This window comes from Pseudomonas fluorescens (assembly GCF_000968015.1).
Lineage (GTDB): Bacteria > Pseudomonadota > Gammaproteobacteria > Pseudomonadales > Pseudomonadaceae > Aquipseudomonas > Aquipseudomonas fluorescens_W.
On sequence record NZ_LACH01000071.1, the window covers coordinates 1 to 16,645 of the forward strand.

At 60.0% G+C, this 16,645-nt stretch carries 14 protein-coding genes; 7 read left to right on the forward strand and 7 right to left on the reverse strand.

The annotated features are described in order from the left end of the window. Nucleotides 1-415: 415 nt before the first annotated feature. Entirely contained in the window at nt 416-2,509 is a 2,094-nt protein-coding gene (locus VD17_RS27145) for an LTA synthase family protein (protein WP_046056524.1), read from the forward strand. A gap of 60 nt (nt 2,510-2,569) precedes the next feature. On the opposite strand, the gene VD17_RS31910 is transcribed toward VD17_RS27145, so the two are convergent. Continuing rightward, complete coding sequence (locus tag VD17_RS31910; protein ID WP_174602692.1) at nt 2,570-2,728, reverse strand: DUF3309 family protein; 159 nt, start codon at nt 2,726-2,728, stop codon at nt 2,570-2,572. 280 nt (nt 2,729-3,008) lie between these two features. Between VD17_RS31910 and VD17_RS27155 the strand changes: the two genes are divergently transcribed. From VD17_RS27155 to csrA, 3 genes are all read left to right on the forward strand, one after another. Next, the gene (locus tag VD17_RS27155; protein ID WP_046056525.1) at nt 3,009-3,824 is read left to right on the forward strand and encodes an SDR family oxidoreductase; all 816 of its coding nucleotides are present in this window, start codon (nt 3,009-3,011) and stop codon (nt 3,822-3,824) included. A gap of 66 nt (nt 3,825-3,890) precedes the next feature. Beyond that, nucleotides 3,891-4,223 carry a YnfA family protein gene (locus VD17_RS27160; protein ID WP_046056526.1) on the forward strand — a complete coding sequence of 111 codons (333 nt, stop codon included), beginning with the start codon at nt 3,891-3,893 and terminating at the stop codon, nt 4,221-4,223. Between the two features lie 153 nt (nt 4,224-4,376). Further along, a complete protein-coding gene (gene csrA / locus VD17_RS27165; protein ID WP_046056527.1) occupies nt 4,377-4,562 on the forward strand; it encodes a carbon storage regulator CsrA in 186 nt (61 codons plus the stop codon). Nucleotides 4,563-4,566: 4 nt separating this feature from the next. On the opposite strand, the gene VD17_RS27170 is transcribed toward csrA, so the two are convergent. From VD17_RS27170 to mnmC, 5 genes are all read right to left on the reverse strand, one after another. Further along, nucleotides 4,567-4,794 carry a YheU family protein gene (locus VD17_RS27170; protein ID WP_003199186.1) on the reverse strand — a complete coding sequence of 76 codons (228 nt, stop codon included), beginning with the start codon at nt 4,792-4,794 and terminating at the stop codon, nt 4,567-4,569. Between the two features lie 201 nt (nt 4,795-4,995). Beyond that, nucleotides 4,996-6,186, reverse strand: a complete 1,191-nt coding sequence (locus VD17_RS27175) for an osmoprotectant NAGGN system M42 family peptidase (RefSeq protein WP_046056528.1) — start codon at nt 6,184-6,186, stop codon at nt 4,996-4,998. A gap of 161 nt (nt 6,187-6,347) precedes the next feature. Next, entirely contained in the window at nt 6,348-8,096 is a 1,749-nt protein-coding gene (ngg, locus tag VD17_RS27180) for an N-acetylglutaminylglutamine synthetase (RefSeq protein WP_046056529.1), read from the reverse strand. 3 nt (nt 8,097-8,099) lie between these two features. Next, on the reverse strand, nt 8,100-9,872 hold the full coding sequence (locus tag VD17_RS27185; protein WP_046056530.1) for an N-acetylglutaminylglutamine amidotransferase: 1,773 nt from the start codon (nt 9,870-9,872) through the stop codon (nt 8,100-8,102). 124 nt (nt 9,873-9,996) lie between these two features. Continuing rightward, a complete protein-coding gene (gene mnmC / locus VD17_RS27190; RefSeq protein WP_046056531.1) occupies nt 9,997-11,979 on the reverse strand; it encodes a bifunctional tRNA (5-methylaminomethyl-2-thiouridine)(34)-methyltransferase MnmD/FAD-dependent 5-carboxymethylaminomethyl-2-thiouridine(34) oxidoreductase MnmC in 1,983 nt (660 codons plus the stop codon). Between the two features lie 319 nt (nt 11,980-12,298). Between mnmC and pap the strand changes: the two genes are divergently transcribed. Next, complete coding sequence (pap, locus tag VD17_RS27195) at nt 12,299-13,822, forward strand: polyphosphate:AMP phosphotransferase (protein ID WP_046056532.1); 1,524 nt, start codon at nt 12,299-12,301, stop codon at nt 13,820-13,822. 101 nt (nt 13,823-13,923) lie between these two features. Further along, nucleotides 13,924-15,108, forward strand: a complete 1,185-nt coding sequence (locus VD17_RS27200; protein ID WP_046056533.1) for a thiolase family protein — start codon at nt 13,924-13,926, stop codon at nt 15,106-15,108. A gap of 136 nt (nt 15,109-15,244) precedes the next feature. On the opposite strand, the gene VD17_RS27205 is transcribed toward VD17_RS27200, so the two are convergent. Continuing rightward, nucleotides 15,245-15,439: a DUF6316 family protein gene (locus VD17_RS27205; protein WP_033055288.1), complete on the reverse strand. Its 195-nt coding sequence runs from the start codon at nt 15,437-15,439 to the stop codon at nt 15,245-15,247. Nucleotides 15,440-15,650: 211 nt separating this feature from the next. Here VD17_RS27205 and VD17_RS27210 point away from each other — a divergent pair, with 211 nt between their 5' ends. Further along, on the forward strand, nt 15,651-16,610 hold the full coding sequence (locus tag VD17_RS27210; RefSeq protein ID WP_046056534.1) for a DMT family transporter: 960 nt from the start codon (nt 15,651-15,653) through the stop codon (nt 16,608-16,610). Nucleotides 16,611-16,645: the final 35 nt, after the last annotated feature.

Genomic DNA, 16,645 nt, shown 5'->3' on the forward strand with positions numbered 1-16,645 from the left:
CCTAAGCGAGGCACCGAATGGAGGGGCAGAAGCGCTTTGGTTACTTTCCGCCGGGCCGCGCAGGCTTTTCGAAAGTGACTCGCTGTAAAAGCGAAACCGCCAGTCGCCATGACCGAAAAAACGGATATGCCCCCCGATCAAAGAGCAAAGCCGAAACGGATATGCCCCCGAACTAACCGGCATCAGAAAGCAGGGGGACTTTATTTTGTTTCCGAATATACGTTGCACGAAATTTTCACAAAGCCTCCAAGACAATTCGCCCGCGCCAACATGCGGGCAGTAATCAATGGCAATGCTGCGGGTGATCGTGCAACATTTGCGCACCGCGCAAGCCCCGGGGCCGAGTACTGGCCAACAGAGGGCAAGGCGCCGCTGTATTTTTGAAACTTCAACTTCCAATGGGTCCTAAAACGACATGGCAAACCCGGACGCCCTGAGTCAGCAGCGAGCTTCTAGTCGCCTGCTGCAACCGACCGTCAAATCGCATCTGGCCTACACGCTGCTGTGTGCCCTGGTCATGATGGTCATGTTCAGCCTGCTGCGCGTTGCGCTGCTGGTTTACAACCGCGAGATGATCCTCGACACCCCGGCCTCGACCTTTCTCGAAGCATTCGCCAACGGTCTGCGTTTCGACCTGCGCCTGGTGGTCTACCTCAGCATTCCATTGCTGCTGGCGCTGTTCAGCGCTCGGGCGATGGCCGCACGCGGATTCTTCCGGTTCTGGCTGACCATCGCCTCGAGCATCGCGCTGTTCCTGGGCCTGATGGAGATGGACTTCTACCGCGAGTTCCACCAGCGCCTCAACGGCCTGGTCTTCCAATATGTAAAGGAAGACCCGAAAACCGTGATGAGCATGCTCTGGTACGGTTTCCCGGTGGTTCGCTACCTGCTGGCCTGGGTCGTGGGCACGTTGATCCTGACCTTGGCGTTCAAGGGCGCCGACCGCGCCACCCGTCCTCGCGGCCCCTTCAGCGGTGGCAGCATCGGCACGCGCAAGGTCGCCCCGTGGTACGCACGCATCGCGGTGTTTGTTGTCTGCCTGCTGGTCTGCGTGGTCGCCGCTCGTGGCACCCTGCGTCAGGGCCCGCCACTGCGTTGGGGTGACGTTTACACCACCAACTCGAACTTCGCCAACCAGTTGGGCCTCAATGGCACCCTGTCGCTGGTCGCCGCAGCCAAGAGCCGCATGTCCGAAGATCGCGACAACGTCTGGAAGGCCACGTTGCCACAGCCTGAAGCGCAGAAAATCGTGCGTGACATGCTGGTGATGCCGGACGACAAACTGGTGGATGCCGAGACCGCCGCCGTGCGTCGCGATTACACGCCGCCGGTCGACAAGACCCTGCCGATCAAGAACGTTGTCGTGATCCTGATGGAAAGCATGGCCGGTCACTCGGTGGGCGCCTTGGGGGCACCGGGCAATATCACGCCGTACCTCGACAAACTGTCGAAGGAAGGCCTGCTGTTCGACCGCTTCTTCTCCAACGGCACCCATACCCACCAGGGTATGTTCGCCACCATGGCCTGCTTCCCGAACCTGCCAGGTTTCGAATACCTGATGCAGACGCCGGAAGGCAGCCACAAGTTGTCCGGCCTGCCGCAATTGCTCAGTGCCCGTAACTATGGAGACGTGTACGTCTACAACGGCGACTTCGCCTGGGATAACCAGTCGGGTTTCTTCAGCAACCAGGGCATGACCAACTTCATTGGTCGTAACGACTTCGTGAACCCGGTGTTCTCCGATCCGACCTGGGGCGTGTCCGACCAGGACATGTTCGACCGTGGTCTGGTAGAGCTCAAGGCACGGGAAAACGGCAAGCCGTTCTATGCGCTGCTGCAAACCCTGTCCAACCACACGCCCTATGCCTTGCCGACACCATTGCCGGTTGAGCGCGTGACCGATCGCGGTAGCCTGAACGAGCATTTGACCGCCATGCGCTACGCAGACTGGGCGCTGGGCCAGTTCTTTGAAAAGGCCCGCAAGGAGCCGTATTTCAAGGAAACCCTGTTTGTGGTCGTCGGCGACCACGGTTTTGGCAACGAGCGCCAAATCACCGAAATGGACCTGGGCCGCTTCAACGTGCCGATGCTGATGATCGCACCGGGCATCCAGGAAAAATTCGGCCAGCGTGACCATACCGTGGGCACGCAGATCGACATCGTGCCGACCATCATGGGCCGCATCGGTGGCGAAGTGCGTCATCAGTGCTGGGGCCGCGATTTGCTCAACCTGCCTGAAGGCGACACCGGTTTTGGCGTGATCAAGCCGTCGGGTAGCGAGCAGACCACCGCCATCATCACGGCTGATCAGATTCTGGTGCTGCCGAAGGAAAAGGAAATGGCGCCGAAGATGTATCAGTACGAACTGGGCGCGACACCTCACGCCGAGATCGTTCCGGATGCACCGCGTACCGCTGAGCTGAAACTCAAGCTCGAAGCCTTCCTGCAAACGGCGACCAAGAGCCTGATCGACAACACCGCCGGTGTGGTGGATGGCAAGCCGGACTAAGTCTTGAAGCAATAAAAAAGAGGCCCTGAAAAGGGCCTCTTTTTTTTGCCTGTTAAACCTCTATATCTTGCCGAGCAACAGCAGGATCAACAGCACCACCAACACCACGCCGATGATACCCGACGGGCCATAACCCCAACTTCTGGAGTGCGGGAAGACCGGTAAACCACCTACCAGCAGGAGGATCAGAATAATGATTAGAATTGTGCCCATGTCTATTTCCTTGTTGGAAGTGTTCTTGAATTACCTGGCGTTTAACGGTCAGCCGGGCTGCTATAAAACCGGGCTGCTTACAAAATCCGACTGTTGCGCATGAAAGAAAATTCCAAGTTTTTTTAATGTTTTTCGAAGAAAGGCTTATTCCGTTTTTTATTGCACAAGTTGGTTCAGGCACTCTCCCGGTTTGCTCGGGCCATTCAGCAATCTGATGGAGCGTGGGTCGGGCATTGTCCTTCGCTACACTCGATGCATCTTCCCCGGAACAACAAGGCTGTTTGCTATGCAAAATCGCATGATGATCACTGGTGCGGGCTCGGGCTTAGGTCGCGAAATCGCGCTGCGCTGGGCGCGTGAAGGCTGGCAGCTGGCCTTGTCGGATGTCAGCGAGCCCGGTCTGCAGGAAACCCTGAAATTGGTTCGTGAAGCCGGCGGCGACGGTTTTATCCAGCGTTGCGACGTGCGCGATTACAGTCAGCTGACCGCTTTCGCCCAAGCCTGCGACGAGAAACTCGGTGGCATCGATGTCATCGTCAACAACGCCGGCGTTGCCTCGGGCGGGTTCTTCAGTGAACTGTCCCTGGAAGACTGGGACTGGCAGATCGCGATCAACCTGATGGGCGTGGTCAAGGGCTGCAAGGCCTTCCTGCCGCTGCTGGAAAAAAGCAAAGGCAAGATCATCAACATCGCGTCGATGGCCGCCCTGATGCAAGGCCCGGCCATGAGCAACTACAACGTGGCCAAGGCTGGCGTGGTGGCGTTGTCCGAAAGCCTGCTGATCGAACTGGCGCAACAGGAAATCGGCGTGCATGTGGTGTGCCCGTCGTTCTTCCAGACCAACCTGCTGGACTCCTTCCGTGGCCCGACGCCGGCCATGAAAGCCCAGGTCGGCAAGTTGCTGGAAAGCTCGCCGATCAGCGCGGCGGACATTGCCGACTACATCTATCAGCACGTTGCCGCCGGCGAGTTCATGATCCTGCCCCACGAACAGGGCCGTATGGCCTGGGCACTCAAGCAGAAGAACCCGCAATTGCTCTACGACGAAATGACCGTCATGGCCGACAAAATGCGCGCCAAGGCCAAACAATCCGCAGGTTGAGCTTGCCCCCTACATAACACCGTCGTTAGGGTGGCCGCCATCGGCCATCCTCGCGAGACGTTTTGCATGCTCAATTACCTGTGGTTTTTTCTCGCCGCGCTGTTTGAAATCGCCGGCTGCTTTGCCTTCTGGATGTGGCTGCGCCAGGGCAAAAGCGCCTGGTGGGTCGTGCCGGCTCTGCTCAGTCTGGCCTTGTTTGCGCTGCTGCTGACCCGCATCGAGGCGACCTACGCCGGCCGCGCCTATGCCGCTTACGGTGGCATCTACATCATCGCGTCGATCGGCTGGCTGGCGGTAGTCGAGCGGATTCGTCCGCTGGGCTCGGACTGGCTCGGTGTGGCGCTGTGTGTGATCGGGGCGAGTGTCATCCTTTTCGGTCCGCGCTTCTCCGCTTCCTGAAGGATCGGTCCTTCATTCAATGGGTTTGTGGGACGTTTCCATAGGAGCTGTTCGGAGTGCGCTGTAGGGCGGGACTGATTTGCTGCTGTCGCATTGTAGGCCCGCCAAGTGCAGGGCATCTTCAGGGTTTGATAACCCTGAAGGACGAATGCCATGCTTGTACTCAGCCGCGTTGTGGGCGAATTGATTTCCATCGGTGACAACATTTCCGTGCGCATTCTTGCCGTCAACGGAGGCAGTGTGCGCTTCGGTGTCGAAGCGCCGCAGAACGTCAACGTGCACCGGGCCGAAGTCTATGAACGCATCCAGGTCAAACTGGCGAAAAACAAAGGACGCTGAGGCCTCAGTCGAACAGGTGCTTGGGCACATCGTGCTTGAGCATCAACTGGCATTGCTCGCTTTCCGGGTCGAAGACAATCAGCGCCTGGCCCTTGGTCAATGCCTGGCGAACACGCAGAACACGGGTTTCCAGCGGCGTGTCATCGCCGTTGTCCGTACCGTCACGGGTCACGAAATCCTCGATCAGGCGGGTGAGGGTGTCGACTTCAAGTTGGTCGTGGGGAATCAGCATAAGCACCTCGGCTAAACAATGGCGCGATGCTACGGCGAATGGGAGGTTGCGGCTAGCCTCGACCTTACGTGTTGCCTGACCTACCGCCATCGCGAGCAAGCTCGCTCCCACAGTTAACCGCATCCATCCATGGGAATGCGGTCGAATGTGGGAGCGAGCTTGCTCGCGATGGCGATCTTTCAGGCGATGAAAACACCAGTGTCAGCTATCGGAACGCTGCCCTACGAGGCTATCCACCGAAGGCACCCGCGTATCGCTTTCCATCTGCGTCTCATGTTCGATCTGATGACTGAACCGGTCCAGTGACCCTTTGGCCGGTTGTGCATCGCTGGCAAACACCGGCGGACTCAGAATGTAGGCGCCGAGCAGGCGGCTGAGGGCGGTGAGGCTGTCGATGTGGGTGCGTTCGTAGCCGTGAGTGGCGTCGCAGCCGAAGGCGAGCAGGGCGGTGCGGATGTCATGCCCGGCAGTGACCGCCGAATGGGCATCGCTGAAGTAGTAGCGGAACAGGTCGCGGCGTACCGGCAATTCGTTGTCACTGGCCAGGCGCAGCAGATGCCGCGACAGGTGATAGTCGTATGGCCCGCCGGAATCCTGCATTGCCACGCTTACCGCGTGTTCGCTGGAATGCTGACCCGGCGCGACCGGGGCAATGTCGATGCCGACGAATTCGCTGACGTCCCACGGTAACGCCGCCGCCGCGCCACTGCCGGTTTCCTCGGTGATGGTGAACAGCGGATGACAGTCGATCATCAGTTCTTCGCCGCTGTCGACGATCGCTTTCAGCGCCGCCAGCAATGCGGCAACGCCGGCCTTGTCGTCGAGATGGCGGGCGCTGATGTGGCCGCTTTCGGTGAACTCTGGCAAAGGGTCGAAGGCGACAAAATCACCGACGCTGATGCCCAGCGAGTCGCAATCGGCTCGCGTGGCGCAATAGGCGTCCAGGCGCAATTCGATGTGATCCCAACTGATCGGCATTTCATCCACGGCGGTATTGAACGCATGCCCGGACGCCATCAGCGGCAGCACGCTGCCACGGATCACGCCATTGTCAGTAAACAGGCTGACCCGACTGCCCTCGGCAAAACGGCTGGACCAGCAACCGACAGGCGCCAGGGTCAGACGGCCGTTGTCTTTGATTGCGCGAACCGCCGCGCCGATGGTGTCGAGGTGAGCGGAGACCGCGCGGTCGGGGCTGTTCTTCTTGCCCTTGAGGGTGGCGCGGATGGTGCCGCGGCGGGTCATCTCAAAGGGAATGCCCAGCTCTTCAAGCCGTTCGGCGACATAACGCACGATGGTATCCGTGAACCCGGTCGGGCTGGGAATGGCGAGCATTTCCAGCAAGACTTTTTGCAGGTAGTTCAGATCCGGTTCCGGAATGTTGCTGGTCATGGAAACTCCTGATGAGTAAACAGCATCGATGGTTTCGATGAGGAAAAAATCTATGGTGCCTGCTAGGCCGCCATCGCGAGCAAGCTCGCTCCCACAGGGGAATGCGGTCAAATGTGGGAGCCGAGCTTGCTCGCGATGGCGTCAGTTCAGGCGACGCACATCTATGAGGCCGCTGGCTGACTGTGCGGAAACAACAAATCCACAAACCGCTCAGCCGTCGGCTGCGGCTCATGGTTAGCCAACCCGGCACGCTCATTGGCTTCGATAAACACGTACTCCGGCTGATCGGCAGCAGGCACCATCAGGTCGAGCCCGACCATCGGAATGTCCAGCGCCCGCGCCGCGCGGACCGCCGCATCCACCAGCGTCGGATGCAGGATCGCCGTCACATCCTCAAGAACTCCGCCGGTGTGAAGATTCGCCGTACGCCGTACGAACAGATGCTCTCCCGCCGGCAGAATGCTGCTGTAGTCATAACCCGCCGCGTGCAAGGTGCGCTCGGTCTCATGGTCCAGCGGGATTTTGCTTTCACCGCTGGTAGCCGCCTGACGACGCCGGCTCTGGGCTTCGATCAGTGCACCGATGGAATGCTGACCGTCGCCCACCACTTCTGCCGGACGACGAATTGCTGCGGCGACCACCTCGAAACCGATCACCAGAACGCGCAAGTCGAGGCCTTCATGGAAACTCTCCAGCAGCACTCGACTGTCGAACTGGCGGGCAGATTCGATGGCTTGCTGCACCTCTTCAATGGTGCGCAGATCCACCGCGACGCCTTGGCCCTGTTCGCCATCCAGCGGTTTGACCACCACCCGTTCGTGCTCATCGAGAAACGCCAGATTGTCATCGGCGTTGCCGGCCAGTTGCTGCGATGGCAGGTTCAAACCGGCGGCCTTGAGCACTTTGTGCGTCAGGCTTTTGTCCTGGCACAGGCTCATGCTGATGGCGCTGGTCAAGTCGCTGAGGGATTCTCGGCAACGCACCCGGCGCCCGCCATGGCTGAGAGTGAACATGCCGGCGTCGGCGTCATCGACTTGTACATCGATGCCGCGACGGTGAGCTTCCTCGACGATGATTCGTGCATAAGGATTGAACTCGGCTTCGGGACCCGGGCCCAGAAACAACGGCTGATTGATGCCGTTTTTGCACTTGATGGCAAAGGTCGACAGGTTGCGAAACCCCAGCTTGGCGTAAAGACTTTTCGCCTGCCGGTTGTCGTGCAGCACTGACAGGTCCAGGTAACTCAGCCCACGGCTCATGAAGTGCTCGATCAAATGCCGCACCAACACTTCACCGACGCCCGGTCGCGAACATTGTGGATCGACCGCCAGGCACCACAGGCTGCTGCCATTTTCCGGATCGTTGAACGCCTTGTGATGGTTGAGGCCCATGACGCTGCCAATGATTGCGCCGCTGTCCTCATCTTCGGCCAGCCAATAGACGGGCCCACCCTGATGGCGCGGAGTCAGCAGACTCGCGTCGATTGGTAGCATGCCGCGCAACTGATACAGCTGATTGATCGCCTGCCAGTCCGCGTCGCTCTGGGCCCGGCGGATGCGAAAGCCGCGAAACACCCGAGTCGATTGGCGGTAGTCGCTGAACCACAGGCGCAGGGTGTCGGACGGGTCGAGAAACAACTGTGCCGGCTCCAGCCCCAGCACTTGCTGGGGCGCGGCGACATACAGCGCGATGTCGCGCTCGCCCGGTTGTTCATTCAATAATTCTTGGGCGAGGCTGGCGGGGTCGGGGAACGTGTGGCCGATCAGCAATCGGCCCCAACCGCAATGCACGGCGATCGGTGCGGCGCCCAATTCACTGCCGTCTTCGGCCAAGCGTGCCTGCAAGCGTTCGTAAGAGGGCGCCTGACCGCGCAACAAGCGTTGGCTGTAGGCCGTGGCGTGGGGTTTCATCGATCAGATTCCTTGTTCACTGAGCCACAGGTTCAGGGCCGCCAATTGCCACAGCTTGGAACCGCGCAACGGGGTCAATTGACCTTGTGGGTCGGTCAGCAGGCGGTCGAGCATGGCCGGGTTGAACAGACCGCGATCCTGACTCGGATCGAGCAGCAGTTCGCGCACCCAGTTCAGCGTATCGCCCTGCAAATGCTTCAGGCCAGGGACCGGGAAGTAGCCTTTCTTGCGATCAATCACTTCACTCGGAATCACCAGCCGCGCCGCTTCTTTCAAGACCTGCTTGCCGCCATCCGGCAGTTTGAATTTGCCCGGCACGCGCGCCGACAATTCCACCAGGCGATAGTCGAGAAACGGCGTACGCGCTTCCAGGCCCCAGGCCATGGTCATGTTGTCGACGCGTTTGACCGGGTCATCCACCAGCATGATCGTGCTGTCCAGACGCAAGGCTTTGTCCACCGCTGCATCGGCGCCAGGCTGTGCGAAATGTTCCTTCACGAAGTCGCCAGCGGCGTCATTCGCTGTCAGCCATTTCGGCTGTACGGTGGCGGCGTAGTCGTCGTAGCTGCGGTCGAAAAACGCATCGCGATAGGCGGCGTACGGATCTTCGGCGCCGTCGACTTGTGGGTACCAGTGATAACCGGCGAACAGTTCGTCGGCACCTTGGCCGCTCTGCACCACTTTGCAATGCTTGGCCACTTCGCGGGACAGCAGATAGAAAGCAATGCAGTCATGGCTGACCATCGGTTCGCTCATGGCGCGGAACGCTGCGGGCAGTTGCTCGATGATCTCTTTTTCGTCGATGCGCAATTGGTGATGCTGGGTGCCGTAGTGCTTGGCGATCAGGTCCGAATACTGAAACTCGTCGCCGCGCTCGCCGCCGGCATCCTGGAAACCGATGGAGAAGGTCGACAGGTTTTCAACACCGACTTCACGCAACAGACCGACCAGCAGGCTCGAATCGACACCGCCCGAAAGCAGAACACCGACGTCGACTGCCGCCCGTTGACGGATTGCCACGGCTTCACGGGTGCTGTCGAGTACACGGTCACGCCAGTCTTCGAGTGTCAGATTCATCTCGTCGGCGTGTGGGCCGTAGGGCAGGGTCCACCAGGTTTTCTGCTCAGTGGTGCCGTCTGCTTCGATGCGCATCCAGGTCGCCGGTGGCAGTTTTTCGATGCCGGCCAGCAAGGTGCGCGGGGCCGGGACCACGGCGTGGAAATTCAGATAATGATTGAGTGCCACCGGATCGAGGATCGGGTTGATGTCGCCGCCCTTGAGCAGTGCCGGCAACGCCGAGGCAAAGCGCAGGCGCTGGCCGGTGCGCGACAAGTACAGCGGCTTCACGCCCAGACGGTCGCGGGCGATGAACAGACGTTGGGCGTCGCGCTCCCAAATGGCGAAGGCGAACATGCCGTTGAGCTTGGGCAGCAGTGCTTCGCCCCAGGCGTGATAACCCTTGAGCAGCACTTCGGTGTCACCGCCGGAATAGAACGCGTAACCGAGGCTTTCAAGCTCGGTGCGCAGTTCCGGGAAGTTGTAGATCGCGCCGTTGAAGGCCAGGGACAAGCCCAATGGGTTGTCGACCATCGGCTGCGCCGAGCCGTCCGACAGGTCCATGATTTTCAGGCGACGATGGCCCAGGGCAATCGGCCCTTGGGCATGGAAGCCCCACGCGTCAGGGCCACGAGGGGCCAGGTGATGGGTGATTCGTTCAACGGCCGCGAGGTCCGCAGGTTGATGATCAAAGCGTAACTCGCCAGCTAATCCGCACATAAATTCCTTACCGGTTTTTCCGTTGGGGAGGGTCAATCGATACCTCGCCAAAAACGGCGGGTACTCAGAAACTGACCCGGCTGAATCCCCGGAGTTTTAGACCGATAAGTTATAAGGCGCGCCGTCAGACTTTTCCGCGGATCAACTGGCGCACCGCGAAACGGTTGGGATGGCAGGCCTCGGCGACCGTTCTGGGCAAGGGCAGAGGTTCGTTTTCAATCCATGCCGCGAGTAATTCACCCGACAGTGGCGCGGTGATCAAGCCGCGAGAACCGTGGCCGCTGTTGACGTAAAAACCCTCAAGCCAGGGGCAGGGAATGTCCGGCACTTGTCGGGCGTCCTTGCTCAGTACGGCGTAGGCGTCGGCGAACGCTGCTTGCTCGGCCAACGGGCCAACGATCGGCAGGTAGTCTGGACTGGTGCAGCGGAACGCGGCGCGCCCCTCAAGCTGTTGCGGGTCCAGTGCCTGAGCATGCAGTCGCGTGGCCAGGTCGGGGGATATTTCCTCGAGCAAGGCCAGGTTGCCGAGGTGTTCGGCGAGGGTCGGGGTCAGGTCATCGCTCTTGAAGTCGAAGCTGGCGCCGAGGGTGTGTTCGCCCAGCCGAGCCGGCGCCACATAGCCTTCGGCGCAGACGACGGTGGTCAGGCTCTGGCTTTCAGGGGTTTGCGCCAGTCGGGTGATCTGGCCGCGAATGCGTTTGAGGGGCAGCTCGGCGCTGTGGGGGAAACGCTTGATTTCGGCGGCGCCGGCCAGGATCACCACAGGGGCACTGGCCAGCAAATCATCACCGTCCCAGGCCTGCCACTGATCATCAACCTTGCGCAGTTCCAGTACATCGCGATGGGGCAGCCACTGGATGTTCGCCGAAGACGCCTGCCAATGGCACAGCGCCGGCGGATGAACCCAGCCACCTTCCGGGAAGAATAATCCGCCGTGTTCCAGGGCGATCCCGGCCTGAATCTGGGCTTGCGGTTGATCGAGCAAGTGCACCAGATCTGGCGAAAAGGCGGCGGCCAATTGCGCCTGACGCTCGGCTTCCTTGGCGTTGAAGGCCAGTTGCAAGACCCCGCAATCGCCCCAGTCGACGCCCCGTTGCAGATGTTCGAGCAAGCGCCGGGTGTGACCGAAACCACTGACAATCAACTGCGACAACGCGGTGCCATGGGCCGACAGCTTGAGGTACAACACGCCCTGAGGATTGCCCGAGGCTTCCAGTGCCAGCGCATCGTGGCGCTCCAGCAGACTTACTTGCCAACCTCGCGCCGCCAGGCTGGCGGCACTGGCGCAACCGGCCAGGCCGGCGCCGATCACCAAGGCACGGCGCTCGCCGTTCAGTGGCGTCGGACGCGCAAACCACGGTTTAGCCAGGGCGGGCACCGGGACGTCCTCAGGCCAGCCGAGGAACACGCCTCGCAGGATTTCCCATTTGTGGCCAATGCCGGGCGTGCGTTTCATCTTGAAGCCCGCCGCATTCAGCAGACGGCGCACCCAACCGGTGCTGGTGAAGGTGCTGATGGTCGAACCGGGCGCCGCCAGGCGCGCCAGTTCGGCGAACAGTTCGGCGGTCCACATGTCGGGGTTTTTCGCCGGGGCAAAACCGTCGAGAAACCAGGCATCGATCTGTGCGTCCAGTTGTGGCAATTGCTCCAGCGCATCGCCGATCAGCAAGGTCAGGGTCACGCGGCCGTTGTCCAGCACCAGGCGCTGGAAGCCTTGATGGATTGCGACGTATTGCGTCAGCAGTTGATCGGCGAACGGTTTGAGCTCCGGCCACAGGGCCAAGGCACGCTGCAGATCGGGCAGGCTCAGCGGGTACTTTTCGACACTGACAAAATGCAGCCGCGCCCCGGCCACCGCGTGCTGTTCGAACAGCTGCCAGGCGCAAAGGAAATTCAATCCGGTGCCGAAACCGGTTTCGCCAATCACCAGTCGACCGCCGGCCGGCAAAGCGGCAAAACGTTCACGCAAAGCGTTCTGTTCGAGAAATACGTAGCGGGTTTCGTCTAACCCCGACAGGTCGGAAAAATACACATCATCGAACACCCGCGAGCGCGGGAGCCCTTGGTCGTCCCAGTCGAGCTGGGCGTGGGGCAATACAGGTTTCATGGCAGGCTCGGCAACGGCAAGGCGGCCATTCTAGCCGATCGCCGGCAGGGTGCTTGATCCATGGCAACGCGTACGCTCGCAGATTCGCTGAAAATCTGTAGCAGCTGGCGCAGCCTGCGTTCGATCGCGCAGCGGTCGCAAAATCAGCCGATGCATTTATTCAGGTAAAACGTGAACTCAGGATTTACGACCGCTGCGCGATCGAACGCAGCCTTCGGCAGCTGCTACAAGAAACTATCGTTGCTGCGAGGTAAGGGATTTCTCCCACGCAGGAGAGGTCAATCCGCTAGTCTTGCTCAATTCTGGAAGGAGCCGTCCCATGTTCGAATCCGCCGAAATCGGTCACGCCATCGACAAAGAAACCTACGACGCCGAAGAGCCGGCCCTGCGTGAAGCCTTGCTCGAAGCGCAGTTCGAACTTCACCAGCAACGCCGCTTTCCGGTGATCATTCTGATCAATGGCATCGAAGGCGCCGGCAAGGGCGAGACGGTCAAGTTGCTGAACGAATGGATGGACCCACGCCTGATCGAGGTCCGCACGTTCGATCAGCAGACCGACGAAGAGCTGGCGCGGCCACCGGCCTGGCGCTACTGGCGGATGCTCCCGGCCAAGGGCCGTATGGGGATTTTCTTCGGCAACTGGTACAGCCAGATGCTGCAAGGCCGGGTTCATGGTTTGTTCAAGGACCCGGTGCTGGATCAGGTAATCAACCAGTCCGAGCGCTTTGAAAAAATGCTCTGCGATGAAGGCGCACTGATCTTCAAGTTCTGGTTCCACCTCTCCAAGAAGCAAATGAAGGCGCGGCTCAAGGCCTTGGCGGATGACCCGCTGCACAGCTGGCGTATCAGTCCGCTGGATTGGCAGCAATCGAAAACCTACGACAAATTCGTGAAGTACGGCGAACGTGTGTTGCGCCGTACCAGTCGCGATTACGCGCCTTGGCATGTGATCGAAGGGGTGGACCCTCATTACCGCAGCCTGGCAGTGGGCAAAATCCTGCTCGAAGGCCTGCAAAACGCCCTGAAGCGTCCCGAGGTCCATCCCGACAAGGTCAATGCCGCGCCGTTGCCCATCCATGTCGATCAACTGAACCTGCTCGACAGTCTGGATTTGACCCAGCAGCTGGACAAGGACGATTACGAAGAGCAATTGATTACAGAACAGGCGCGATTCTCCGGCCTGATGCGCGACAAACGCATGCGTCGGCACGCGTTGGTGGCGGTGTTCGAAGGCAATGATGCGGCTGGCAAGGGCGGGGCGATCCGGCGGGTTGCGGCGGCCCTCGATCCGCGTCAATACAGCATCGTACCGATTGCCGCGCCTACCGAAGAGGAACTGGCGCAGCCTTATCTGTGGCGTTTCTGGCGGCACATCCCGGCCAAGGGCAAGTTCACGGTGTTCGATCGTTCGTGGTATGGGCGGGTGCTGGTGGAGCGCGTCGAAGGGTTCTGCCCGCCAGCGGACTGGTTGCGGGCCTACAGTGAAATCAATGATTTTGAAGAGCTGATCGCCGAGGCCGGGGTGATCGTGGTCAAGTTCTGGCTGGCCATCGACAAGCAGACGCAACTGGAACGCTTCCAGGCAAGAGAAGAAATTCCCTTCAAGCGTTTCAAGATCACCGAAGATGACTGGCGCAATCGTGACAAATGGGACGCCTACCGCGCGGCGGTCGGTGACATGGTTGATCGCACCAGCACCGAGATATCGCCCTGGACGCTGGTGGAAGCCAATGACAAGCGCTGGGCGCGGGTCAAAGTCCTGCGCACCATCAATCTGGCGCTGGAAGAGGCGTTTGAAAAATCCGAAAAACACGACAGGAAAGTGAAACAGCACAAGAAGTGAGCGATGGTTACGCATACGCGGGGTGAATGATTGTCGCGGTCGGTAATGCACTGGACTTATGCTCGGTCCACTCTCAACCGACAACAACAATGAGGTATGCCATGCGTGAAGTGGTGATCGTCGACAGCGTGCGGACTGGCCTGGCCAAATCCTTTCGCGGCAAGTTCAACCTGACCCGTCCGGACGACATGGCGGCCCATTGCGTCAATGCGCTGCTGGCGCGCTCGGGCATCGATCCGGCCAGCGTCGAGGACTGCATCGTCGGTGCCGGTTCCAACGAAGGTGGCCAGGGCTTCAACATCGGTCGCAACATCGCAGTGCTGTCGCGCCTGGGCACCGGCACTGCCGGCATGACCCTCAACCGTTTTTGCTCGTCGGGCTTGCAGGCAATCGCCATCGCTGCCAACCAGATTGCTTCGGGTTGCAGCGACATCATCGTCGCCGGTGGCGTCGAGTCCATCAGCCTGACCATGAAAAGCATCAACACCGACAATCTGATCAACCCGCTGCTGAAAGAGCAGGTGCCGGGCATCTATTTCCCGATGGGCCAGACGGCCGAAATCGTCGCTCGTCGTTATAACGTCAGTCGCGAAGAACAGGATCAGTACGCGCTGCAAAGTCAGCAACGTACCGCTCAGGCTCAGGCCGATAGATTGTTTGACGACGAAATCGTGCCGATGGCGGTGAAGTATCGGGTTGAAGACAAGGCCACCGGTCAGGTGCAGATCCTTGACGGCATCGTCGATCACGATGACTGCAATCGCCCGGGCACCACTCTGGAAAGCCTGGCGGGATTGAAACCGGTGTTTGCCGAAGACGGTTCGGTCACGGCCGGCAACTCTTCGCAGCTGTCCGATGGCGCGTCGATGACGCTGGTGATGAGCCTGGAAAAAGCACTGGAACTGGGGTTGAAGCCGAAGGCGTTCTTCCGTGGTTTCACCGTGGCTGGTTGCGAGCCGGATGAGATGGGCATCGGCCCGGTGTTCTCGGTGCCGAAGTTGCTCAAGGCCAAGGGGTTGCGGGTTGCCGATATTGATCTGTGGGAACTCAACGAAGCGTTCGCCTCGCAATGCCTGTACAGCCGCATTCGGTTGGGGATTGATAACGACAAGTACAACGTCAACGGCGGTTCGATTTCCATCGGCCATCCGTTCGGCATGACCGGATCGCGTCAGGTCGGGCATCTCGTGCGTGAATTGCAGCGCCGTAACGTGCGTTACGGCGTCGTCACCATGTGTGTAGGTGGCGGGATGGGCGCGACCGGGTTGTTTGAAGCGGTGCGTTAAGTCTGGGAGATTTTTGTCGCCTGGTTAACCGCTATCGTCGGATCGCCGCCCGGACCAAGCTCGCTCCCACAGGGATCTGAGGCATGCCATAGATCTAATGTGGGAGCGAGCTTGCTCGCGATTTAGGCGCCGCGGTCTACAGGCTCATCCGCAAAAGCAGCATCCGCTCGATGTAAGCCTGTACCTCCCGCGCCAATTTCTCCGGGTTTTCAAACGGCCCCTCCAGGGTGTTTTCCCGGGTGCTGAAATACAAATCCCCATTCACACGGCACACCCGGTCACAGCGAAAGTGCGTGGCGGGGGCATTGTCCTGGGCGCGTTTGCCGTACATGGCGATCTCCTGAGGAATGTTCCTGTTGGCGAATCCCATGAGCTTATGCATGAACCACTTGCAACGCCTGGCCAACCGATCGACGGCATCGCGCCAATTTAATGGTGCGACCTGCACAGTTTCATTCGCGGCCAGTGCCCAACTGTCCCTGTGTGCCGAACAGCTCTAAGCCTAGAATGACCTTTCTCGCCACTTGGCTTCGGGGTTCGCAATGCACATTTCATCGGGTCGCTGGGTTTACGGTCTGTTCCTGGCCTTGGTGACCGCGCTGTTGTGGGGAATCCTGCCGATCAAACTCAAGCAAGTACTGTTGGTGATGGACCCGGTGACGGTGACCTGGTTTCGCCTGATCGTCTCCGGCGGATGCCTGTTCATTTATCTGGCAGCGACCAAGCGCCTGCCGAGCCGCAAAGTGCTAGGGCCGCGTGGTGGTTGGTTGGTGTTGATGGCGGTGCTTGGCCTGGTGGGCAACTACGTGCTGTACCTGATGGGCCTGAACCTGCTCAGCGCCGGCACCGCGCAACTGGTGGTGCAGATGGGCCCGATCATGTTGCTGATCGCCAGTCTGTTTGTGTTCAAGGAACGGTTCAGCGTGGGGCAGGGGATTGGCCTGCTGGTGCTGTTGATCGGCTTTGCCCTGTTTTTCAATCAGCGGCTGGCCGAGTTGCTGACCTCGCTGACCGATTACACCGCCGGGGTGCTTTTGGTGTTGTTGGCGTCCACGGTCTGGACGTTTTACGCCTTGGGCCAGAAGCAATTGCTCACGGTGTGGAATTCACTGCAGGTGATGATGGTGATCTACCTGTTCTGCGCGATGTTGCTGACGCCGTGGGTGCATCCGCTGGAAGCGTTGCAACTGAGTCCGCTGCAAGGCTGGCTGCTGCTGGCGTGCTGCATGAATACGCTGATTGCCTATGGCGCGTTTGCCGAGGCTCTGGCGCATTGGGAGGCATCGCGGGTCAGTGCGACGCTGGCGATTACGCCGTTGGTGACATTTGTGGCGGTGGCCGTGGCGGCGTGGTTGTGGCCGGAGTTTGTGCAGGCCGAGACGATCAATGGTCTGGGGTATGGCGGGGCGGTGCTGGTGGTGCTGGGGTCGGCGCTGGTGGCGTTGGGGCCTTCGTTGATTGCCGGGCTCAGGGCTCGGAAGGTTCGGATGGCGGCAGGTTAGACCGCGTCATCGTTCATCGCGGGCAAGCCACGCTC